The 13,861-nt window shown below is 73.3% G+C and carries 17 protein-coding genes; 6 read left to right on the top strand and 11 right to left on the bottom strand.

Annotation, left to right across the window (positions count from 1 at the left end):
* The first annotated feature begins 91 nt into the window (after positions 1 to 91).
* Complete coding sequence (locus tag CNQ36_RS02845; RefSeq protein ID WP_004935563.1) at positions 92 to 1,381, top strand: ROK family transcriptional regulator; 1,290 nt, start codon at positions 92 to 94, stop codon at positions 1,379 to 1,381.
* A 110-nt stretch (positions 1,382 to 1,491) separates the two neighbouring features.
* Here CNQ36_RS02845 and CNQ36_RS02840 read toward each other — a convergent pair whose 3' ends face one another.
* The 5 genes from CNQ36_RS02840 to CNQ36_RS02820 form a co-directional block, all read right to left on the bottom strand.
* Positions 1,492 to 1,767: a hypothetical protein gene (locus CNQ36_RS02840; protein WP_121544792.1), complete on the bottom strand. Its 276-nt coding sequence runs from the start codon at positions 1,765 to 1,767 to the stop codon at positions 1,492 to 1,494.
* Positions 1,768 to 1,832: 65 nt separating this feature from the next.
* Positions 1,833 to 2,864 carry an SDR family oxidoreductase gene (locus tag CNQ36_RS02835; protein WP_121544791.1) on the bottom strand — a complete coding sequence of 344 codons (1,032 nt, stop codon included), beginning with the start codon at positions 2,862 to 2,864 and terminating at the stop codon, positions 1,833 to 1,835.
* Between the two features lie 318 nt (positions 2,865 to 3,182).
* The gene (locus CNQ36_RS02830) at positions 3,183 to 4,376 is read right to left on the bottom strand and encodes an FUSC family protein (protein WP_228313118.1); all 1,194 of its coding nucleotides are present in this window, start codon (positions 4,374 to 4,376) and stop codon (positions 3,183 to 3,185) included.
* A 64-nt stretch (positions 4,377 to 4,440) separates the two neighbouring features.
* On the bottom strand, positions 4,441 to 5,097 hold the full coding sequence (locus tag CNQ36_RS02825) for an HAD family hydrolase (protein WP_121544790.1): 657 nt from the start codon (positions 5,095 to 5,097) through the stop codon (positions 4,441 to 4,443).
* A 10-nt stretch (positions 5,098 to 5,107) separates the two neighbouring features.
* The gene (locus CNQ36_RS02820; protein WP_121544789.1) at positions 5,108 to 6,175 is read right to left on the bottom strand and encodes a PHP domain-containing protein; all 1,068 of its coding nucleotides are present in this window, start codon (positions 6,173 to 6,175) and stop codon (positions 5,108 to 5,110) included.
* A gap of 129 nt (positions 6,176 to 6,304) precedes the next feature.
* Between CNQ36_RS02820 and CNQ36_RS02815 the strand changes: the two genes are divergently transcribed.
* Complete coding sequence (locus CNQ36_RS02815) at positions 6,305 to 6,586, top strand: hypothetical protein (RefSeq protein WP_121544788.1); 282 nt, start codon at positions 6,305 to 6,307, stop codon at positions 6,584 to 6,586.
* A 12-nt stretch (positions 6,587 to 6,598) separates the two neighbouring features.
* Here the strand turns inward: CNQ36_RS02815 and CNQ36_RS02810 are convergent, their stop codons facing one another.
* From CNQ36_RS02810 to CNQ36_RS02800, 3 genes are all read right to left on the bottom strand, one after another.
* Positions 6,599 to 7,144 carry a VanZ family protein gene (locus tag CNQ36_RS02810; protein ID WP_121544787.1) on the bottom strand — a complete coding sequence of 182 codons (546 nt, stop codon included), beginning with the start codon at positions 7,142 to 7,144 and terminating at the stop codon, positions 6,599 to 6,601.
* A gap of 60 nt (positions 7,145 to 7,204) precedes the next feature.
* Positions 7,205 to 7,885 carry a DUF4230 domain-containing protein gene (locus CNQ36_RS02805; protein WP_121544786.1) on the bottom strand — a complete coding sequence of 227 codons (681 nt, stop codon included), beginning with the start codon at positions 7,883 to 7,885 and terminating at the stop codon, positions 7,205 to 7,207.
* A 130-nt stretch (positions 7,886 to 8,015) separates the two neighbouring features.
* Complete coding sequence (locus CNQ36_RS02800) at positions 8,016 to 8,396, bottom strand: anti-sigma factor antagonist (protein WP_040907958.1); 381 nt, start codon at positions 8,394 to 8,396, stop codon at positions 8,016 to 8,018.
* Between the two features lie 268 nt (positions 8,397 to 8,664).
* Between CNQ36_RS02800 and CNQ36_RS02795 the strand changes: the two genes are divergently transcribed.
* On the top strand, positions 8,665 to 9,057 hold the full coding sequence (locus CNQ36_RS02795) for a VOC family protein (protein WP_121544785.1): 393 nt from the start codon (positions 8,665 to 8,667) through the stop codon (positions 9,055 to 9,057).
* A 68-nt stretch (positions 9,058 to 9,125) separates the two neighbouring features.
* Here the strand turns inward: CNQ36_RS02795 and CNQ36_RS02790 are convergent, their stop codons facing one another.
* Both CNQ36_RS02790 and CNQ36_RS02785 read right to left on the bottom strand, forming a co-directional pair.
* Entirely contained in the window at positions 9,126 to 9,437 is a 312-nt protein-coding gene (locus CNQ36_RS02790) for a DUF4235 domain-containing protein (protein WP_004935598.1), read from the bottom strand.
* A 57-nt stretch (positions 9,438 to 9,494) separates the two neighbouring features.
* A complete protein-coding gene (locus tag CNQ36_RS02785; protein WP_121544784.1) occupies positions 9,495 to 10,523 on the bottom strand; it encodes a glutathione S-transferase family protein in 1,029 nt (342 codons plus the stop codon).
* 102 nt (positions 10,524 to 10,625) lie between these two features.
* On the opposite strand from CNQ36_RS02785, the gene CNQ36_RS02780 reads away from it, so the two are divergent.
* The gene (locus CNQ36_RS02780; RefSeq protein WP_163013186.1) at positions 10,626 to 11,591 is read left to right on the top strand and encodes a cation diffusion facilitator family transporter; all 966 of its coding nucleotides are present in this window, start codon (positions 10,626 to 10,628) and stop codon (positions 11,589 to 11,591) included.
* A gap of 61 nt (positions 11,592 to 11,652) precedes the next feature.
* Here the strand turns inward: CNQ36_RS02780 and CNQ36_RS02775 are convergent, their stop codons facing one another.
* Positions 11,653 to 12,105 (bottom strand): nitroreductase family deazaflavin-dependent oxidoreductase, encoded by a 453-nt coding sequence (locus CNQ36_RS02775; RefSeq protein ID WP_121544783.1) that lies wholly within the window; start codon positions 12,103 to 12,105, stop codon positions 11,653 to 11,655.
* Positions 12,106 to 12,255: 150 nt separating this feature from the next.
* Between CNQ36_RS02775 and CNQ36_RS02770 the strand changes: the two genes are divergently transcribed.
* Both CNQ36_RS02770 and CNQ36_RS02765 read left to right on the top strand, forming a co-directional pair.
* Positions 12,256 to 12,795 (top strand): flavoprotein, encoded by a 540-nt coding sequence (locus tag CNQ36_RS02770; RefSeq protein ID WP_121544782.1) that lies wholly within the window; start codon positions 12,256 to 12,258, stop codon positions 12,793 to 12,795.
* A gap of 83 nt (positions 12,796 to 12,878) precedes the next feature.
* Positions 12,879 to 13,847: an aldo/keto reductase gene (locus CNQ36_RS02765; RefSeq protein ID WP_121544781.1), complete on the top strand. Its 969-nt coding sequence runs from the start codon at positions 12,879 to 12,881 to the stop codon at positions 13,845 to 13,847.
* Positions 13,848 to 13,861 lie beyond the last annotated feature (14 nt).

The raw sequence follows: 13,861 nt of genomic DNA, 5'->3' as shown, positions 1-13,861 counted from the left end.
TTCACAACATGAAATAAGGGTGGGAGAAAGTCGCGCCCGGCCCGTTCCCGGCGGTATGTTGCAGGTCGGGCAGGGTTTCGGAAGGAGCCACATGGCGGTGCGGAACGGGCGCACGGTGCGCGACCTCAGGCGGGCCAACCGCACGGCGGTCCTGCAGCGGCTCTACTTCGACGGCCCGCTCAGCCGCTTCGAACTCGGCCCGGCGACCGGGCTGAGCTCCGGATCCGTGAGCAACGTCGTCGCCGACCTGGTCGCCGACGGCCTGGTGGAGGAGGCCGGCAGCGTCGACTCCGACGGCGGCCGTCCCCGCACCCTGCTGCGGGTGGCACCGGCCAGCGGCCACATGATCGGCGTCGACGTGGGCGAGACCCGGGTCCGCGTCGAACTGTTCGACCTGACCCTCACCGAGCTCGCCCGCGCGGAACTCCCCCTGGAGCAGCAGCGCTACGAGGTCGAGGTCATCGTCGACCACATCCGCTCCGGGATCGCCGAGGTGCTCGGCGCCGCCCGGCTCGCCCCCGAGCGGCTGCTCGGCGTCGGCATCGGCGTCCCCGGCATCGTCGAGCACACCCCCGACCGGGGCGCCGTGGTGCACGGCCAGACCATCGGCTGGGACGCGGTCCCCCTGGAGTCCCTGCTCCGCGCCGAGTCCCTGCTGCCGGACTCCGTGCCCTGCTTCATCGACAACGGCGCCAGGACCCTCGGCCAGGCCGAGATGTGGTTCGGGGCGGGCCGCGGCGCCGGCAACGCCCTCGTGGTCCTCTTCGGCTCCGGCGTCGGCGCCTGCCTGGTCACACCCGAGGTGGAACAGGGCAGGGCGGTCGAATGGGGGCATCTGACCGTCCGGGTCAGGGGCCGCCGCTGCCGCTGCGGCGCGCTCGGCTGCCTGGAGGCGTACGCGGGCGCCGAGTCGCTGCTCGCCCGGTGGCGCGAGGAGGGCGGCCGGGTGCCCGGGGGCACGGACGAGGAGACGGCGCTGACGGCCATGCTCGCCGCCGCCTATCCCGCCGACGGCGCCGCCCCGGACCCCGTCGCGCTCGCCGTGCTGGAGGAGACCGCCGAATACCTGGGCGCCGGCCTGTCCGACCTGATCAACCTCTTCCAGCCGGAGCGCATCCTGATGGGCGGTTGGGCCGGCCTCCAGCTCGGTTCCCGTTTCCTGCCCGCGGTGCGCAGACACGCCCTGTCGTACGCGCTGCGCCATCCGGCCGGGAAGGTGACGATCGAGCTGGGCAGCCTGGGCCCCGACGCGGTCACCGTCGGCGCCGCGATCCTGCCGCTCGCCGACTTCTTCGCCCGCGGCGGCCGGCGACCCGACCCGGACCCGGAGTCCCCACCGCCCGCCTGGCACACCGCCCTGCGGGAACGCACCCCCCGGTGACCCCGCCCGGCCGGCCGGGCCGGCACAGTCGTGGACCCGGCCGCTGAGCGGCCGCAGGGGCGGACGCCGGTGCCCACGTCATCCGCGGCCCTGTCCGGCGAGGACAGGACCTACGCGGGGGACTCGTCCGGTGCCGGTTGCTCGGGGTTGACCGACGCCGAGTGCGGGGCGCCCTGCCGGCCGGTACCGGCCTCGTCCGTGTCGGGCACGTCGGACTCCGGCTCCTCCGGCTCCTCCGGCCGGCCGGACTTCTTCTCGCTCTCGCGCTCCGCGGCGGCCGGTGCGACCTCCCACGGGTCCTCACCGGGGCCCGCCTGCTGATCGGGCAGATCACGGGGCACGGCGGCGCCGTTCTCGCCGGGTCCTTCGAGGCGGTGGTCGGTCACGGCGCTCTCCCTTCGTTCGTACGACCCTCGCGGGTACCTCCGCGGCGGCCGCCGAAACCCGGCGCTCAGCCGGCCTTGCGGCCCCGCATCGGTTCCGTCCGTTCCCCCGCGCCCTCCCGCATGCCCCGCAGGAACTCCTCCAGCACCTCCGTGGCCGTGTGCTCCGGCCGCCAGCCCAGTTCCTCGCGCGCGCGTGCGCAGTCCATCAGCGGCAGCCTCAGCACGGCGTCGAACAGATGTGGCGAGGCGGGCAGCAGACGCAGTCCCCAGGCGGCGGCGACCGCCGAGCGGGCAGCGGTGCGCGGCAGCCGTATCCGCCGGGTGCCGAGCATCCGGCCGAGCAGTTCGGCGTCGACCGCCGGCTCCGCGGCGAGATTGAAGGCGCCGCGCGCCCCGGCGGACAGCACCGCCAGCCGGTAGGCGTGGGCCGCGTCGTCGGTGTGCAGCGCCTGCACCCGCAGTCCGGGGATGTCGGGGAGGACGGGCAGCAGGTCCGGCCGGACCAGCTGACCCGGCAGATACCGGCCGCCGAAGATACGGCGCTGCTCGCTCGCCGACTCCCGCTTGAAGAGGAACGCGGGCCGCATCCGCACCACCCGCGTCCCCGGGTGATCGCGCTCGAACGTGTCCAGGGCCCGCTCCAGATACGCCTTCTCCCGGCAGTACGCGGCGTCCGGCCAGCCGTGCGTCGGCCACGACTCGTCCACCGCGTGGTCCTTCGGGCCCGGCGAGTAGGCCCCGACCGAGGAGGCGTGCACCAGCGCCGGCACCCCCGCCTCGGCCACCGCGTCGAACACCCGCATGCTGCCGAGCACGTTCGTGCGCCAGGTGGTCGCCGGATCGTGCGTCGGCTGGAACGCCCAGGCCAGATGGATCACCGCGTCCGCGCCGGCGAACTCCCCGGCGAGATCGGACCGCTCCGAGGCCAGGTCCACCGCCGACCACTCGGTCCTCGGCGGCGACCACTCGGGGACCCGCCGGGCCAGACCCCGTACGGAGACGACCTCCGGTTCCTCCGAGAGGACCCGCACCACACTGGTCCCGACATTGCCGGTGGCGCCCGTGACGACGACCCTCGTGCCCGCTGCGCTGCTCACCTTCCGCTCCTCTCGGCCGCCTGTTCCGCGGAACCGGCCGAGTACCCCTCGGGCGCCGGCGTGCACGCCGCGGCGACACCGGGGGAACACAGGGGAAGCCCCGACCGCGACGGGGGAATCACGGCCGGGGCGGCTCGATGGCGGGTGCGGACGGCGGTCGCCTCTCGGCGAAAGGCTCCACAGGGCTTCAGCCGAACGATCGTCCCTGTGGGCGGATGATGAGGCCCGGGGACACTGTCCCGTCCGCACCCACGGCTGGTTCAACGGGGAACCGCCTCCGGGTGTTCCGCGATCCGCCGCCGGGAGGCGTGAGGTGCGTCACCGGACCCGCGCACCCCCGTCGAGATCGGCCCAGAGGTTCTCGGCCTGCAGGATCAGCGTGCCCAGGACGGCCGTGTGCGCGGCATCCCGGCCGGCGTCCCGCATGCCCTCCTGGAGCTTTCCGTGCAGCTCCCGCAGCACCGCCTCGGTCCGCTCGTCCCGCAGGACGTCCGTGCGGGGGCCCCCGTTCAGCAGCCGGTCGCCCTCCGCGCGGCACGCGTCGCCGAACAGCTCGAGAAGCTCCGCGTAGCGGCTCAGCATCGCCGCGTCCGGCGCCGCGGGCGTACGGTCCTCGTCGGCGGCCACCGCGAGCGTCCGGGTCAGCGAGGTGACGTGCCCGGTGACCCGGCCGAACCGCTCGTCCTGCTCCTCCGGCGGCAGTGCCTCGGTCGGCGCCCGGTGCAGGGCGCGCAGCACGCCCGAGGTGAGCCACAGACTCTCCCTGCTCCAGCCGCGGGCCGAGCGCAGCGCCTCCACACGGCTCTGCAGCCGGGCCGAGGAGTCCAGCCACCCGGAGGCGGTCCCGGCGTCCCACTCGCCCTCGCGGAGGTCCCCGGCCACGGTGTGCAGCACCTCGCCCGCCTCACGGGCGAGCGCCGCGAGGTTCTCCCGCACGTCCCTCAGGTGAACCGGCGGGAGGACCAGCGCGTTGACGGCGACACCGACCACCGCGCCCAGCGCCGCCTGCCCCAGCCGGTGCCCGACGGCGGCCCCGCTCACCGTCCCCGTGGCGATCGTGAAGACGGCCGTGGTGGCGGCGTAGATGCCCTGGTCGCCGAAGCGCCGCCAGTTGGACAGCAGCACCAGGACGGGCACGGACAGCGCGAGGGCGCCCGTGGTGTCGCCGGTGACCGCCTGCGCCCCCGATGCCACCAGGGCCCCCACACAGATCGCGGTGAACTGCCGCGCCGCCTGCATCAGCGAGCTGTAGACGGTGGCCTGCACCAGGACCAGCGCCACCCAGGGCGCCATGAGGGCCATCGGGTCGCCGAGCCAGACCTGCGCCAGCAGCCAGGCCAGCAGCGCCGCGGCGGCGGCCTTCAGCGACTGGACCAGCAGGTCCCGCTCCCTGCCCGGCCCCCGCAGGGCGGCCCACGCCGCCCGGCCCACGGACCGCACGTCCCACCGCACGGCGTGCCACAGCCGTGCCGTCGGAGCCGCCCGCCCCGCGACGTCATCACCCCGCCACATCTCCTGCCCCACGCGCGTCACGCCCCCGCGGCCGTCCCGGTCGTACGGGACCTCATGCCGGACCTCATGCCAGGGGACTGTCCGACAGCGACGCCAGCAGCCGGGACGGGTCGTCGTAGACCACGTCCGCGCCGGCCTCCACCAGGTCGGCGCGCGGGATGCCGCCGCACAGCAAGCCCACGCAGCGCACCCCCGCCCTGCTGCCCGCCCGCATGTCCCACACCGTGTCGCCGACGAACACGGCGCGCTCGGCCGGCACCCCGGCCAGCTCCAGGGCGTGCTCGACCGGCTCGGGGGCGGGTTTGCCCTGCTCGACGTCGTCCGCGCTCGCGGTCGCGGTGATCGCCTCGTCCGCGTCGATCGCCCGGCGCAGCGCGCCCAGCTCGGCGCCGCCCGCCGAGGTGGCGAGCACCACCGTCCAGCCGTCCCGGTGCAGCCGCTTCAGCAGCGGGCCGGCGTCCGGCAGCGGGGCGAGCCGGTCGAAGTACTGCCCGTACAGCGCCTTGTGCGCGGCGCTCAGCTCCGCGTCACGGTCCGGGTCGCGGTCCCCGCCCAGCAGATGGGCGACCAGGTCGGCCGAAGGCAGGCCCACGGCCCGGTGGACGTCGTGCATCGACACCCGGTGGCCCGCCTGCCGCAGGGCCTCCCACCAGCACGTCACATGCAGATGGTTGGTGTCCGCCAGCGTGCCGTCCACATCGAACACGGCCGCCTGTTCCATACGCGCTCCTTCACTCGGGGGCGGTACGGGTACCACCGGGGCCGCCCGCCACTCCGGCCGGCACCTTCCGCTCCCGGGCCCAGGCCAGCAGCTCGTCCAGGGACCAAGTGGTGACCACCCGCTCCGGCGGGACCCCGCACTCCTCGGCGCGGGCGCACCCGAGGATCTGCCAGTCCAGCTGACCCGGCGCGTGCGCGTCGGTGTCGACGGAGAACAGCACACCCGCCTCCACCGCGCGCCGCAGCAGCCGTCGCGGCGGGTCGAGCCGCTCGGGCCGGCTGTTGATCTCCAGGGCGGTGCCGCTCTCCGCGCACGCGGCGAACACCTCGTCGGCGTCGAACTCCGACTCGGGCCGGCCGCGCCCGGTCACCAGCCGCCCGGTGCAGTGCCCGAGGACGTCGGAGTGCGGGTCGCGCACCGCGGCCACCATGCGGCGGGTCATCGACCGAGCGTCCATCCGCAGCTTGGAGTGCACGGACACCACCACGACGTCCAGCCGTTCCAGGAGTTCCGGTTCCTGGTCGAGGGAGCCGTCCTCGAGGATGTCGCACTCGATGCCGGTCAGCAGCCGGAACGGCGCCCAGGTCTCGTTCAGCTCCGCCACCACGTCCAGCTGCTCGCGCAGCCGGGCGGCCGACAGCCCCCGTGCCACGGTCAGCCGGGGCGAGTGGTCCGTCAGCACCGCCCACTCGTGCCCGAGCCCCGCGGCGGTGCGGCCCATCTCCCCGATCGGGCTGCCGCCGTCGGACCAGTCGGAGTGCAGATGACAGTCCCCGCGCAGCAGCGCCCGCAGCCGTCGCCCCTCCCGGTCCGCGGGCTCCCGGCCGGCCTCGTCCTCCAGCTTCCGCAGATAGCCGGGCACCTCCCCGGCCAGCGCCTCCCGCGCCACCTGAGCGGTCTTCGGGCCGACCCCCTTCAGCGTCTCGAGCGTCCCGGCCGCCGCCCGCTCGCGCACCTGCTCCCCGCCCAGCTCCGACAGCGTGCGGGCGGCGGTGCGGAAGGCGCGGACGCGGTACGTCGGCGCGAGGGACCGCTCCAGCAGGAAGGCGATCCGCTCCAGCGCCTCGACGGGATCCATCGCCACCTCCTCGCTCCAGGGTTCCCCCAGAGGGCGTACCGCCGCACGGCGGAGGCGGTGCCGGTCCGCACCCGGGGGAGAATGTGCTGTACGCCGCGTTCGCGCGGTTTGCGCTCTACCCTCGAAGGCATGACCGAAAGCGCGAGCCCGTACATGTCGCATCCGCGGATCGTGGTGCTCGGGGTGCAGCCCGGGACACCGCCGTTCCGGATCATGGAGATCGACGGAGAGGTGGTCGGCCGGGTCCGGACCGTCACCGACGTGCTGCACACCGCCGCGGTGTTCGGGATCACGGTCCACGACCTGGACGACCCGGACGTGGTCCGCTGGGTGGGCGGCGACAAGTTCACCTGGACCCCGCGCCGCTCCCCGGGTGCCCGTCAGGAGCAGAGGGAGCGGCGTAGGGGGTGACGTCCGCGGGGGTCAGGCCTTCGGGCGTCGTGCGTGCACGGCCCGGCTCAGGCGCCGTCCCGCGAGCAGGTAGCCGATCAGCGCCCCCGAGGTGTTCAGGATGACGTCGTCGATGTCGAAGGCGCGTCCGGTCACCAGGGCGCCCTGCGCGAACTCCACCAGCAGCATCACGACCGCCGTCAGCACGAGCACCTTCAGGAAGCCGCGGGTGCGCGGCGCGATCACCGGCGCGAGCACGCCGAAGGGCACGCCGAGCAGGATGTTGCCGCCGATCTGGCGTACGGCGTCGCGCAGCGCGGGCTGGTCCAGGTAGGCCTGCAAGGAGCGGCCCGGGCGCAGATTGGTGTGGATCAGCGCCTCCGAGGCGGGGGAGGGGTGCAGGGTGAGCCGGGCCAGTACCGCGGCGAAGGCCACCATGAAGACGAAGGCGCACAGCATCGCCAGCAGCCGGGGCAGCAGGGGGAGCGGACGCGCGGAACCGCTCTCCCCGGTGCGGGACCCGGACGGGCCGGAGCGCCGTCGCGGCGATGAGCGCGGACGTGGGACGGCGCGGGCCATGAGATCCTCCAGGTCTTCAACTGCCTTATGTGGTACGCCTGTTACCCCCGTAATCGGCGCTCAGTCGCCGTAGTCGACCCGCACCTTCTCGAACCCCAGGGAGCGCAGCAGGCCTTCGAGCATCTCCGTGGTGTTGCTCTCGGCCCGTGCGGTGAGCCCGCTCTCCTCGGCCGCGTCGCCGATGTGCTTCACGGCGAGTTTCTGCACGGCCTGTTCGCTGTTGGGGTTGTCCGAGAAGAGGTCTCCGAGCCGGTCCAGCAGACCCCGCTGCTTGGAGACGGCGTAGGAGCGGTCGGGATCCAGCGCCGGTGTGCCCAGCTGGGCGTGGGGCAGCCGCAGCGTGGCCGACGTACGGTCCTCGTCGACCCGTACGTCGCCCTTGTCCAGCCTGCCGAGGTCGACATAGGCGTCGACGGTGCCCGCGCCCACGTACAGCGTGCGGCTGCCGCGGACGGCGTCGGGCAGGAACTTCGCGTCCTTCTCCAGGTCCACCACCACCTGGAAGTTGCCCGAGGCGGCGTCGTAGCGGCTGATGTCCTGGATGGACTCCAGGAGCGCGGGCCCGGAGCGGTCCCGGGTCTCCGTGCCGAACAGGTCCTTCAGGCCCGGGATCAGGCTCAGCCGGATCCCGGCGAACAGCACGACGAGCACCAGCACCACCGCGCCGAGCGCCTTCACCCATCCGGGCACGCGCGCGGCCGGCCGCTGCACGGGAGTCGGTTCCTTCACGGGAGTCGTCATGGCGACGGCCCTCCTTCCTCCTCACCACATGCCCCTCAGTTCCTGGAACAGACAGGCAAGTTGAGGAACGGACGACCGCACCGGGAGTGCGGCGGGGCGCACGGGCGGCGCCGGACCGCCGGCCCGCCGGTCAGACCGGGCCGGAGGCGGTGCCGGGCTTCTCCAGGGCCGCGTCCAGGGTCGGCCGCGGGGGCAGCAGCCGGGACAGTCCGGTGATCCGCAGCATGCGCAGGGTCAGCGGATGGGTGCACACCAGGTGCAGCCGGCCGGATCCCGCGGTGATCCGGTGCCGGGCCCGGAACAGCAGGCGCAGCCCGGAGAGGTCGAAGAACTCGACGTGGGTCAGGTCGATCACGACCCGGGCGTCCGGTTCGGCGGTCGCCATGTCCAGATGGGGGACGATCTCCGCGGCCGCCGCGATGTCGATCTCGCCGCGGAACTCCAGCACCGTGTGTCCCCGGTCGTGGCGGACGCGCAGATGCCGGGTCAGCGGCGCAGGTTCGTACCGCACGACGCCATCGCCTCCAGCTTGCTCCGTGCAACGGGGGAGGGACCGGTCCCCACACCGCTCCCCGCCCTGCAAGTTACCCTCGGACGAGTGAATTTGAGCATGTTCGATTGACATATGTCTTCGAATTGCGACCGAGTTTTTCCGAACGTGTCGGTGGCGGGGGCGAGTTGGCCGCGACCCCACCCGACTGAATCGTGTGAGCCGGGATAGGTGTCACCTACAGGACGGGGCGGGACACGCCCCGCGCAGCGGACCTCGCGGAGGAGACATGTCACTGGTGACGGCCGGCGTTGTGGTGCTCGACTGTGCCGAACCCGAGAAACTCGCCCAGTTCTACAAGGAGCTGCTGGCGGCGGAGGAGGTGGGCGCGCATGTGAACCGGGTGGAGATCCGGGCCGCCGACGGCTTCCGCCTGGCGCTGCGCCGCGACGTCAACGCGACCGCCCCGAGCTGGCCCCGCCCGGAGAACTCCCTCCAGGCGCATCTGGAGTTCGTGGTGGACGACCTGGACGCGGTGGAACGCCTGGTCGTGAGCCTGGGCGGCCGCCCGATGGAGACGGGCGACGCGTCGGGACCCACCGAGGAGCGCGGCTACGCCGACCCGGCGGGCCACTCCTTCGTCGTGCGCCGGGGCACGCCGACGGCGCCCAAGCAGGGGTGAGCCCGCGCGCCTCCCGACGGCCCGCGGGGGCACCGGGAGGCGCGCGGGTCACCCCGGCGGGCGGTGCCTCAGTCGCGCCCGCCCTTGTCCGGGACCGGCCAGACGCCCGTGGAACGCTCGATGGCCTTGGCCCCGGCCCGGTCCACGGCGCTGCGCACCACCGCGAAGATGGCGCCCTGGATCGCCGCAGCCAGCAGGATCTCCGCCCAGCGGCGGTCCCGGTCCAGCGCGTCCGGCGCGTCGTCCTCGTGCCGGATCACCTTCCAGGTCTTCTGGAAGGCCATCCCGGCCACGGTGCCGCTCGTCCAGCCCAGCACGAAGCCGAGGGGCTTGTACGCCAGGGGCAGCTTCTTCTTCGCCTTCTTGCTCTTCTTCGCCATGTGGATCTCCTAGGTCGGCTTCGTCTCGTCGGTGAGGGGGCCCTGCGGCCCGGACAATCAGGGGCGGCCCCGCGCCGGGACCTCCTCCGCGGCCCGCACCGGGCCCGGCGGGGTGCCGTCCCCGAACGGCCGGCCGCCCAGCTCCGCACGGTGATGGGGCGTCGTCCAGCCGGCCAGGTCGGGCCCGAGGGGCACGATCCCGGACGGGTTGATACCGGTGTGCACCTGGTAGTAGTGCCGCTTGATGTGGTCGAAGTCCACGGTGTCGCCGAAGCCGGGCGTCTGGTACAGGTCGCGGACGTACGCCCACAGCACCCGGCTCTCCGCCAGCTTCCACCGGTTGCACTTGAAGTGGCCGTGGTACACCGCGTCGAACCGCACCAGCGTGGTGAACAGCCGGATGTCCGCCTCCGTGAGGGTGTCGCCGACCAGGTACCGCTGCCGCTCCAGCCGCTTCTCCAGCAGCTCCAGCCGGCGGAACAGCGCCGTGCAGGCGGTCTCGTACTCCTCCTGGCCGGTGGCGAAGCCCGCCCGGTACACGCCGTTGTTGACGTCCTGGAAGATGTCGTCCATCACCGCGTCGATCTCGTCGCGCCGCCCCGCCGGGTACAGGTCGGGCGCCCCCTCGCGGTGCAGGGCCGTCCACTCGGTGGCGAGATCCAGGGTGATCCGCTGGTAGTCGTTGGTGACCAGCTTCCCGCTGGGCACGTCCACGACGGCCGGCACGCTCACCCCGCCGGGGTAGCCCTTCTCCCGCCGGTCGTACGCCTCGCTCAGATACCGGATGCCGAGGACCGGGTCACGGCCGTCCGGATCCAGGGTGAAACGCCAGCTCCGGTCGTCCTGGACGGGATCCGCGACGGCCAGCGACAGCGCGTCCTCCAGCCCGAGCAGCCGCCGGGACACCAGCGCCCGGCTCGCCCACGGGCAGGCACGGCTCACGACGAGCCGGTAGCGCCCGGCCTCCACCGGCCAGCCGTCCCGCCCGTCCGCGGTGATGCGGTCCGCGAAATGGGCCTTCGACCTCTTGAACGTCTTCCTGCCGTACGCGCTGTTGCCGCCGCCCCCGTCGTCGCGGCCGCCCATGGTGGTCTCCTTTCCGCCGTTTCCGTGTGTCCCTGTGACCGCGTTCCCCGTTTTCCGCCGACGGCACGGTGTGGCCTGCGCCGACCGGGGCAATCGGCCGACGTGACTACACGATCGGATCGCAGAACCCGCGTCACCGTGCTGGTGGCGCTCGCAGCCAACCTGGTGATCGCGGTCGCCAAGGCCGTGGGCGGCCTGCTTGCCGCGTCCCCCGCGCTGCTGTCGGAGGCGGCCCACTCGGTGGCCGACAGCATGAACGAGGTGTTCCTGCTGGCCGCGCTGCGGCGCAGCCGTCGCCCGGCCGACCGGCGCCACCCCTTCGGCTACGGCAAGGAGCGCTTCTTCTGGTCGCTGCTCGCGGCCGTGGGCATCTTCGTCATGGGCGGCTGCTTCTCGTTCTACCAGGGAGTCGAGGCGCTCAGGAACGGCGGCGACGAGAAGCTGAGCGGCTACGTGGCCGGGCTGATCGTGCTCGGGGTCGCCCTGCTCGCCGAGGGCGGCTCGCTGCTGCGGGCCCTGTACCAGATACGCCGGCAGGGCGGCCGGCTCAGCGAGATGCGCGATCCGGCGCTGCGCACGGTGGTCGCCGAGGACGGCACCGCGGTGCTGGGCGTCACCCTCGCCATCGTGGGCATGGCGCTGCACATGATCACCGGGCAGGTGGTGTGGGAGGCGTCCGCCTCGCTCGCCATCGGCGCGCTGCTGGTGTACGTCGCCTACCGGCTCGGCCGGGAGGCCCGCGACCAGCTGATCGGCGAGGCCGCCGACCCGGAGGCCAGCGACCGGATCCGGGAGCTGCTCCGGACGCAGCCCGAGATCGACAGCGTGGAGGCGCTCCTCACGATGAAGACGGGCCTGGACACCGCGCTCGTGGCCGCCCGCGTCGACCTGGTGCCCGGTATCGAGAGCGAGCGTCTGGAGGAGGTCGCCGTACGCATCAAGCGGTCCATCGCCCGTCAGGTGCCCGAGGCGGACCAGATCTTCCTCGACGTTACCGAACGGGGCTCCCCGGAGGCGCGTGAGGCATGGGAAAGCCCCGCCGCGACGGGGGAACGCGGCGGGGCCTGAACGACGCGTGCCCGGTGCCCCGCGCTTCATGCGCACCGGGACGCGGAAAGTTCCGCCGGGCTCAGGCCCCGTGCCCGTCCGCCTCCAGCACGAAGACCGGGATCTCCCGGTCCGTCTTCTCCTGGTAGTCGGCGTACTGCGGAAAGGCCGCCACGGCGCGCTTCCACCACTCTGCCTTCTCCGCGCCCGTCACCTCACGGGCCGTCATGTCCCACTTCCCCGGACCGTCCTGGAGCTCGACCCGCGGGTCCGCCTTGAGGTTGTGGTACCAGACCGGGTGCTTCGGCGCCCCGCCCAGCGAGGCCACCACCGCGTACCGCCCGTCGTGCTCGACCCGCATCACCGGGGTCTTGCGCAGCTTGCCGGACTTCGCGCCCCGGCTGGTCAGCAGCACGACCGGCCTGCTCGTACCCGGCAGCGTCGTCCCCTCGGTGCCGCCGGAACTCTCGTACAGCTCCACCTGGTCGCGCACCCACTCGGTCGGGCTGGGTTCGTACTCGCCCTGAAGAGGCATGGCATCCGTCCCTCGTCGTCACGTCCTGCGGTCGACCCGATCACACGCACGACACCGCCGCACGCCGGATTCCTCCGCGCCGGGGAGGGCCGCCGTCACCGCACCGGCCGCGCGACCGGCCCCGCCGGGGGGGGTGACTAGGGTTTTCGGGTGACCCGACAGGCCGAGCACGAGACACCCCGCAAGCCCTTCCTCTACGTCGTGGTGTGCGCCGCCGGCGTCGCCGGGGACGTCAGCAAGCTGATCACCGCCGCCCAGGAGCGGAACTGGGAGGTCGGCGTCATCGCGACGCCGCTCGCGACGAACGGCTTCTTCGACCCCGCCGCCGTCGAGGCGCAGACCGGACGGCCGATCCGGTCCGAATGGCGCGCACCGGGCGACCCGCGTCCCTTCCCCGCCCCCGACGCCGTGGTGGTGGCGCCGGCCACCTTCAACACCGTCAACAAGTGGGCGGCCGGCATCGCCGACACCCTCGCCCTCGGCACCCTGTGCGAGGCCGCCGGGCTCGGCGTGCCGGTCGCCGTCCTGCCGTGCGTGGCGGACGCGCTGGCCGCCCACCCCGCCTACCGGGACAGCCTCGCCCGGCTGCGCGGCATGGGCGTGCGCTTCGGCGACCCGTACGCGGGGGAGGCGGACGAGGACGGCGGGCGGCCGGAGTTCCGCTGGGAGCGCGCCTTGGACCTCCTGTAGCCGGTCCGGCCCGCCCTTCGCGTGCGCACCAGGACGTACCCTCCCCCTTGCAGCAACCCATCCCGAAGGCAGGAGCAGCAACGATGCAGTACGTGAAGCTCGGTTCGACGGGTCTGGACGTGTCGCGGATCTGTCTGGGATGCATGACCTACGGCGTGCCCGACCGCGGCAACCACGAGTGGACCCTCGACGAGGAGGCGTCCCGCCCGCTGATCCGGCAGGCGCTGGAAGCCGGCATCACCTTCTTCGACACCGCGAACGTCTACTCGGACGGCACCAGCGAGGAGATCGTCGGCCGGGCGCTGCGCGACTTCGCCCGCCGGGACGACATCGTGCTCGCCACCAAGGTGCACGGCCGGATGCGGCCCGGGCCCAACGGCGGCGGCCTGTCCCGCAAGGCGATCATGACCGAACTGGACCACAGTCTCACCCGCCTCGGCACCGACTACGTCGACCTCTACCAGATCCACCGCTGGGACCCGCACACCCCGGTCGAGGAGACCATGGAGGCGCTGCACGACGTCGTCAAGGCCGGCAAGGTGCGCTACATCGGGGCCAGTTCCATGTACGCCTGGCAGTTCTCCAAGGCGCAGTACACGGCGGAACGGCACGGCTGGACCAAGTTCGTGTCCATGCAGAACCACTACAACCTCCTCTACCGCGAGGAGGAGCGCGAGATGCTGCCGCTCTGCGCCGACCAGGGCGTGGGCGTCCTGCCCTGGAGCCCGCTGGCCCGGGGCCGGCTCACCCGGGACTGGGACGCCGCCACCGGCCGCAGCGCCACCGACGCGTTCGGCAGCACCCTGTACCAGGAGGGCGACCGTGCCGTCGTCGAGGCGGTCACCCGCGTCGCCGAAGGACGCGGCGTGCCCCGCGCCCGGGTCGCCCTCGCCTGGTTGCTCCACCAGGACACGGTCACCGCTCCCGTCATCGGCGCGGCCAGGTCCTCCCACCTCGAGGACGCGGTGGCCGCCGTCGAACTGCGGCTGGGCGACAAGGAGATCGAGGAGCTCCAGCGGCCGTACACCCCGCACCCCGTCGCCGGACACTGAGCGCGTGACGCACG

It is taken from the genome of Streptomyces fungicidicus, from assembly GCF_003665435.1.
GTDB classification, from domain to species: Bacteria; Actinomycetota; Actinomycetes; order Streptomycetales; family Streptomycetaceae; genus Streptomyces; species Streptomyces fungicidicus.
Note: the sequence above shows the minus strand (reverse complement) of the source record. Positions and strands in the feature narration are given on the sequence as shown.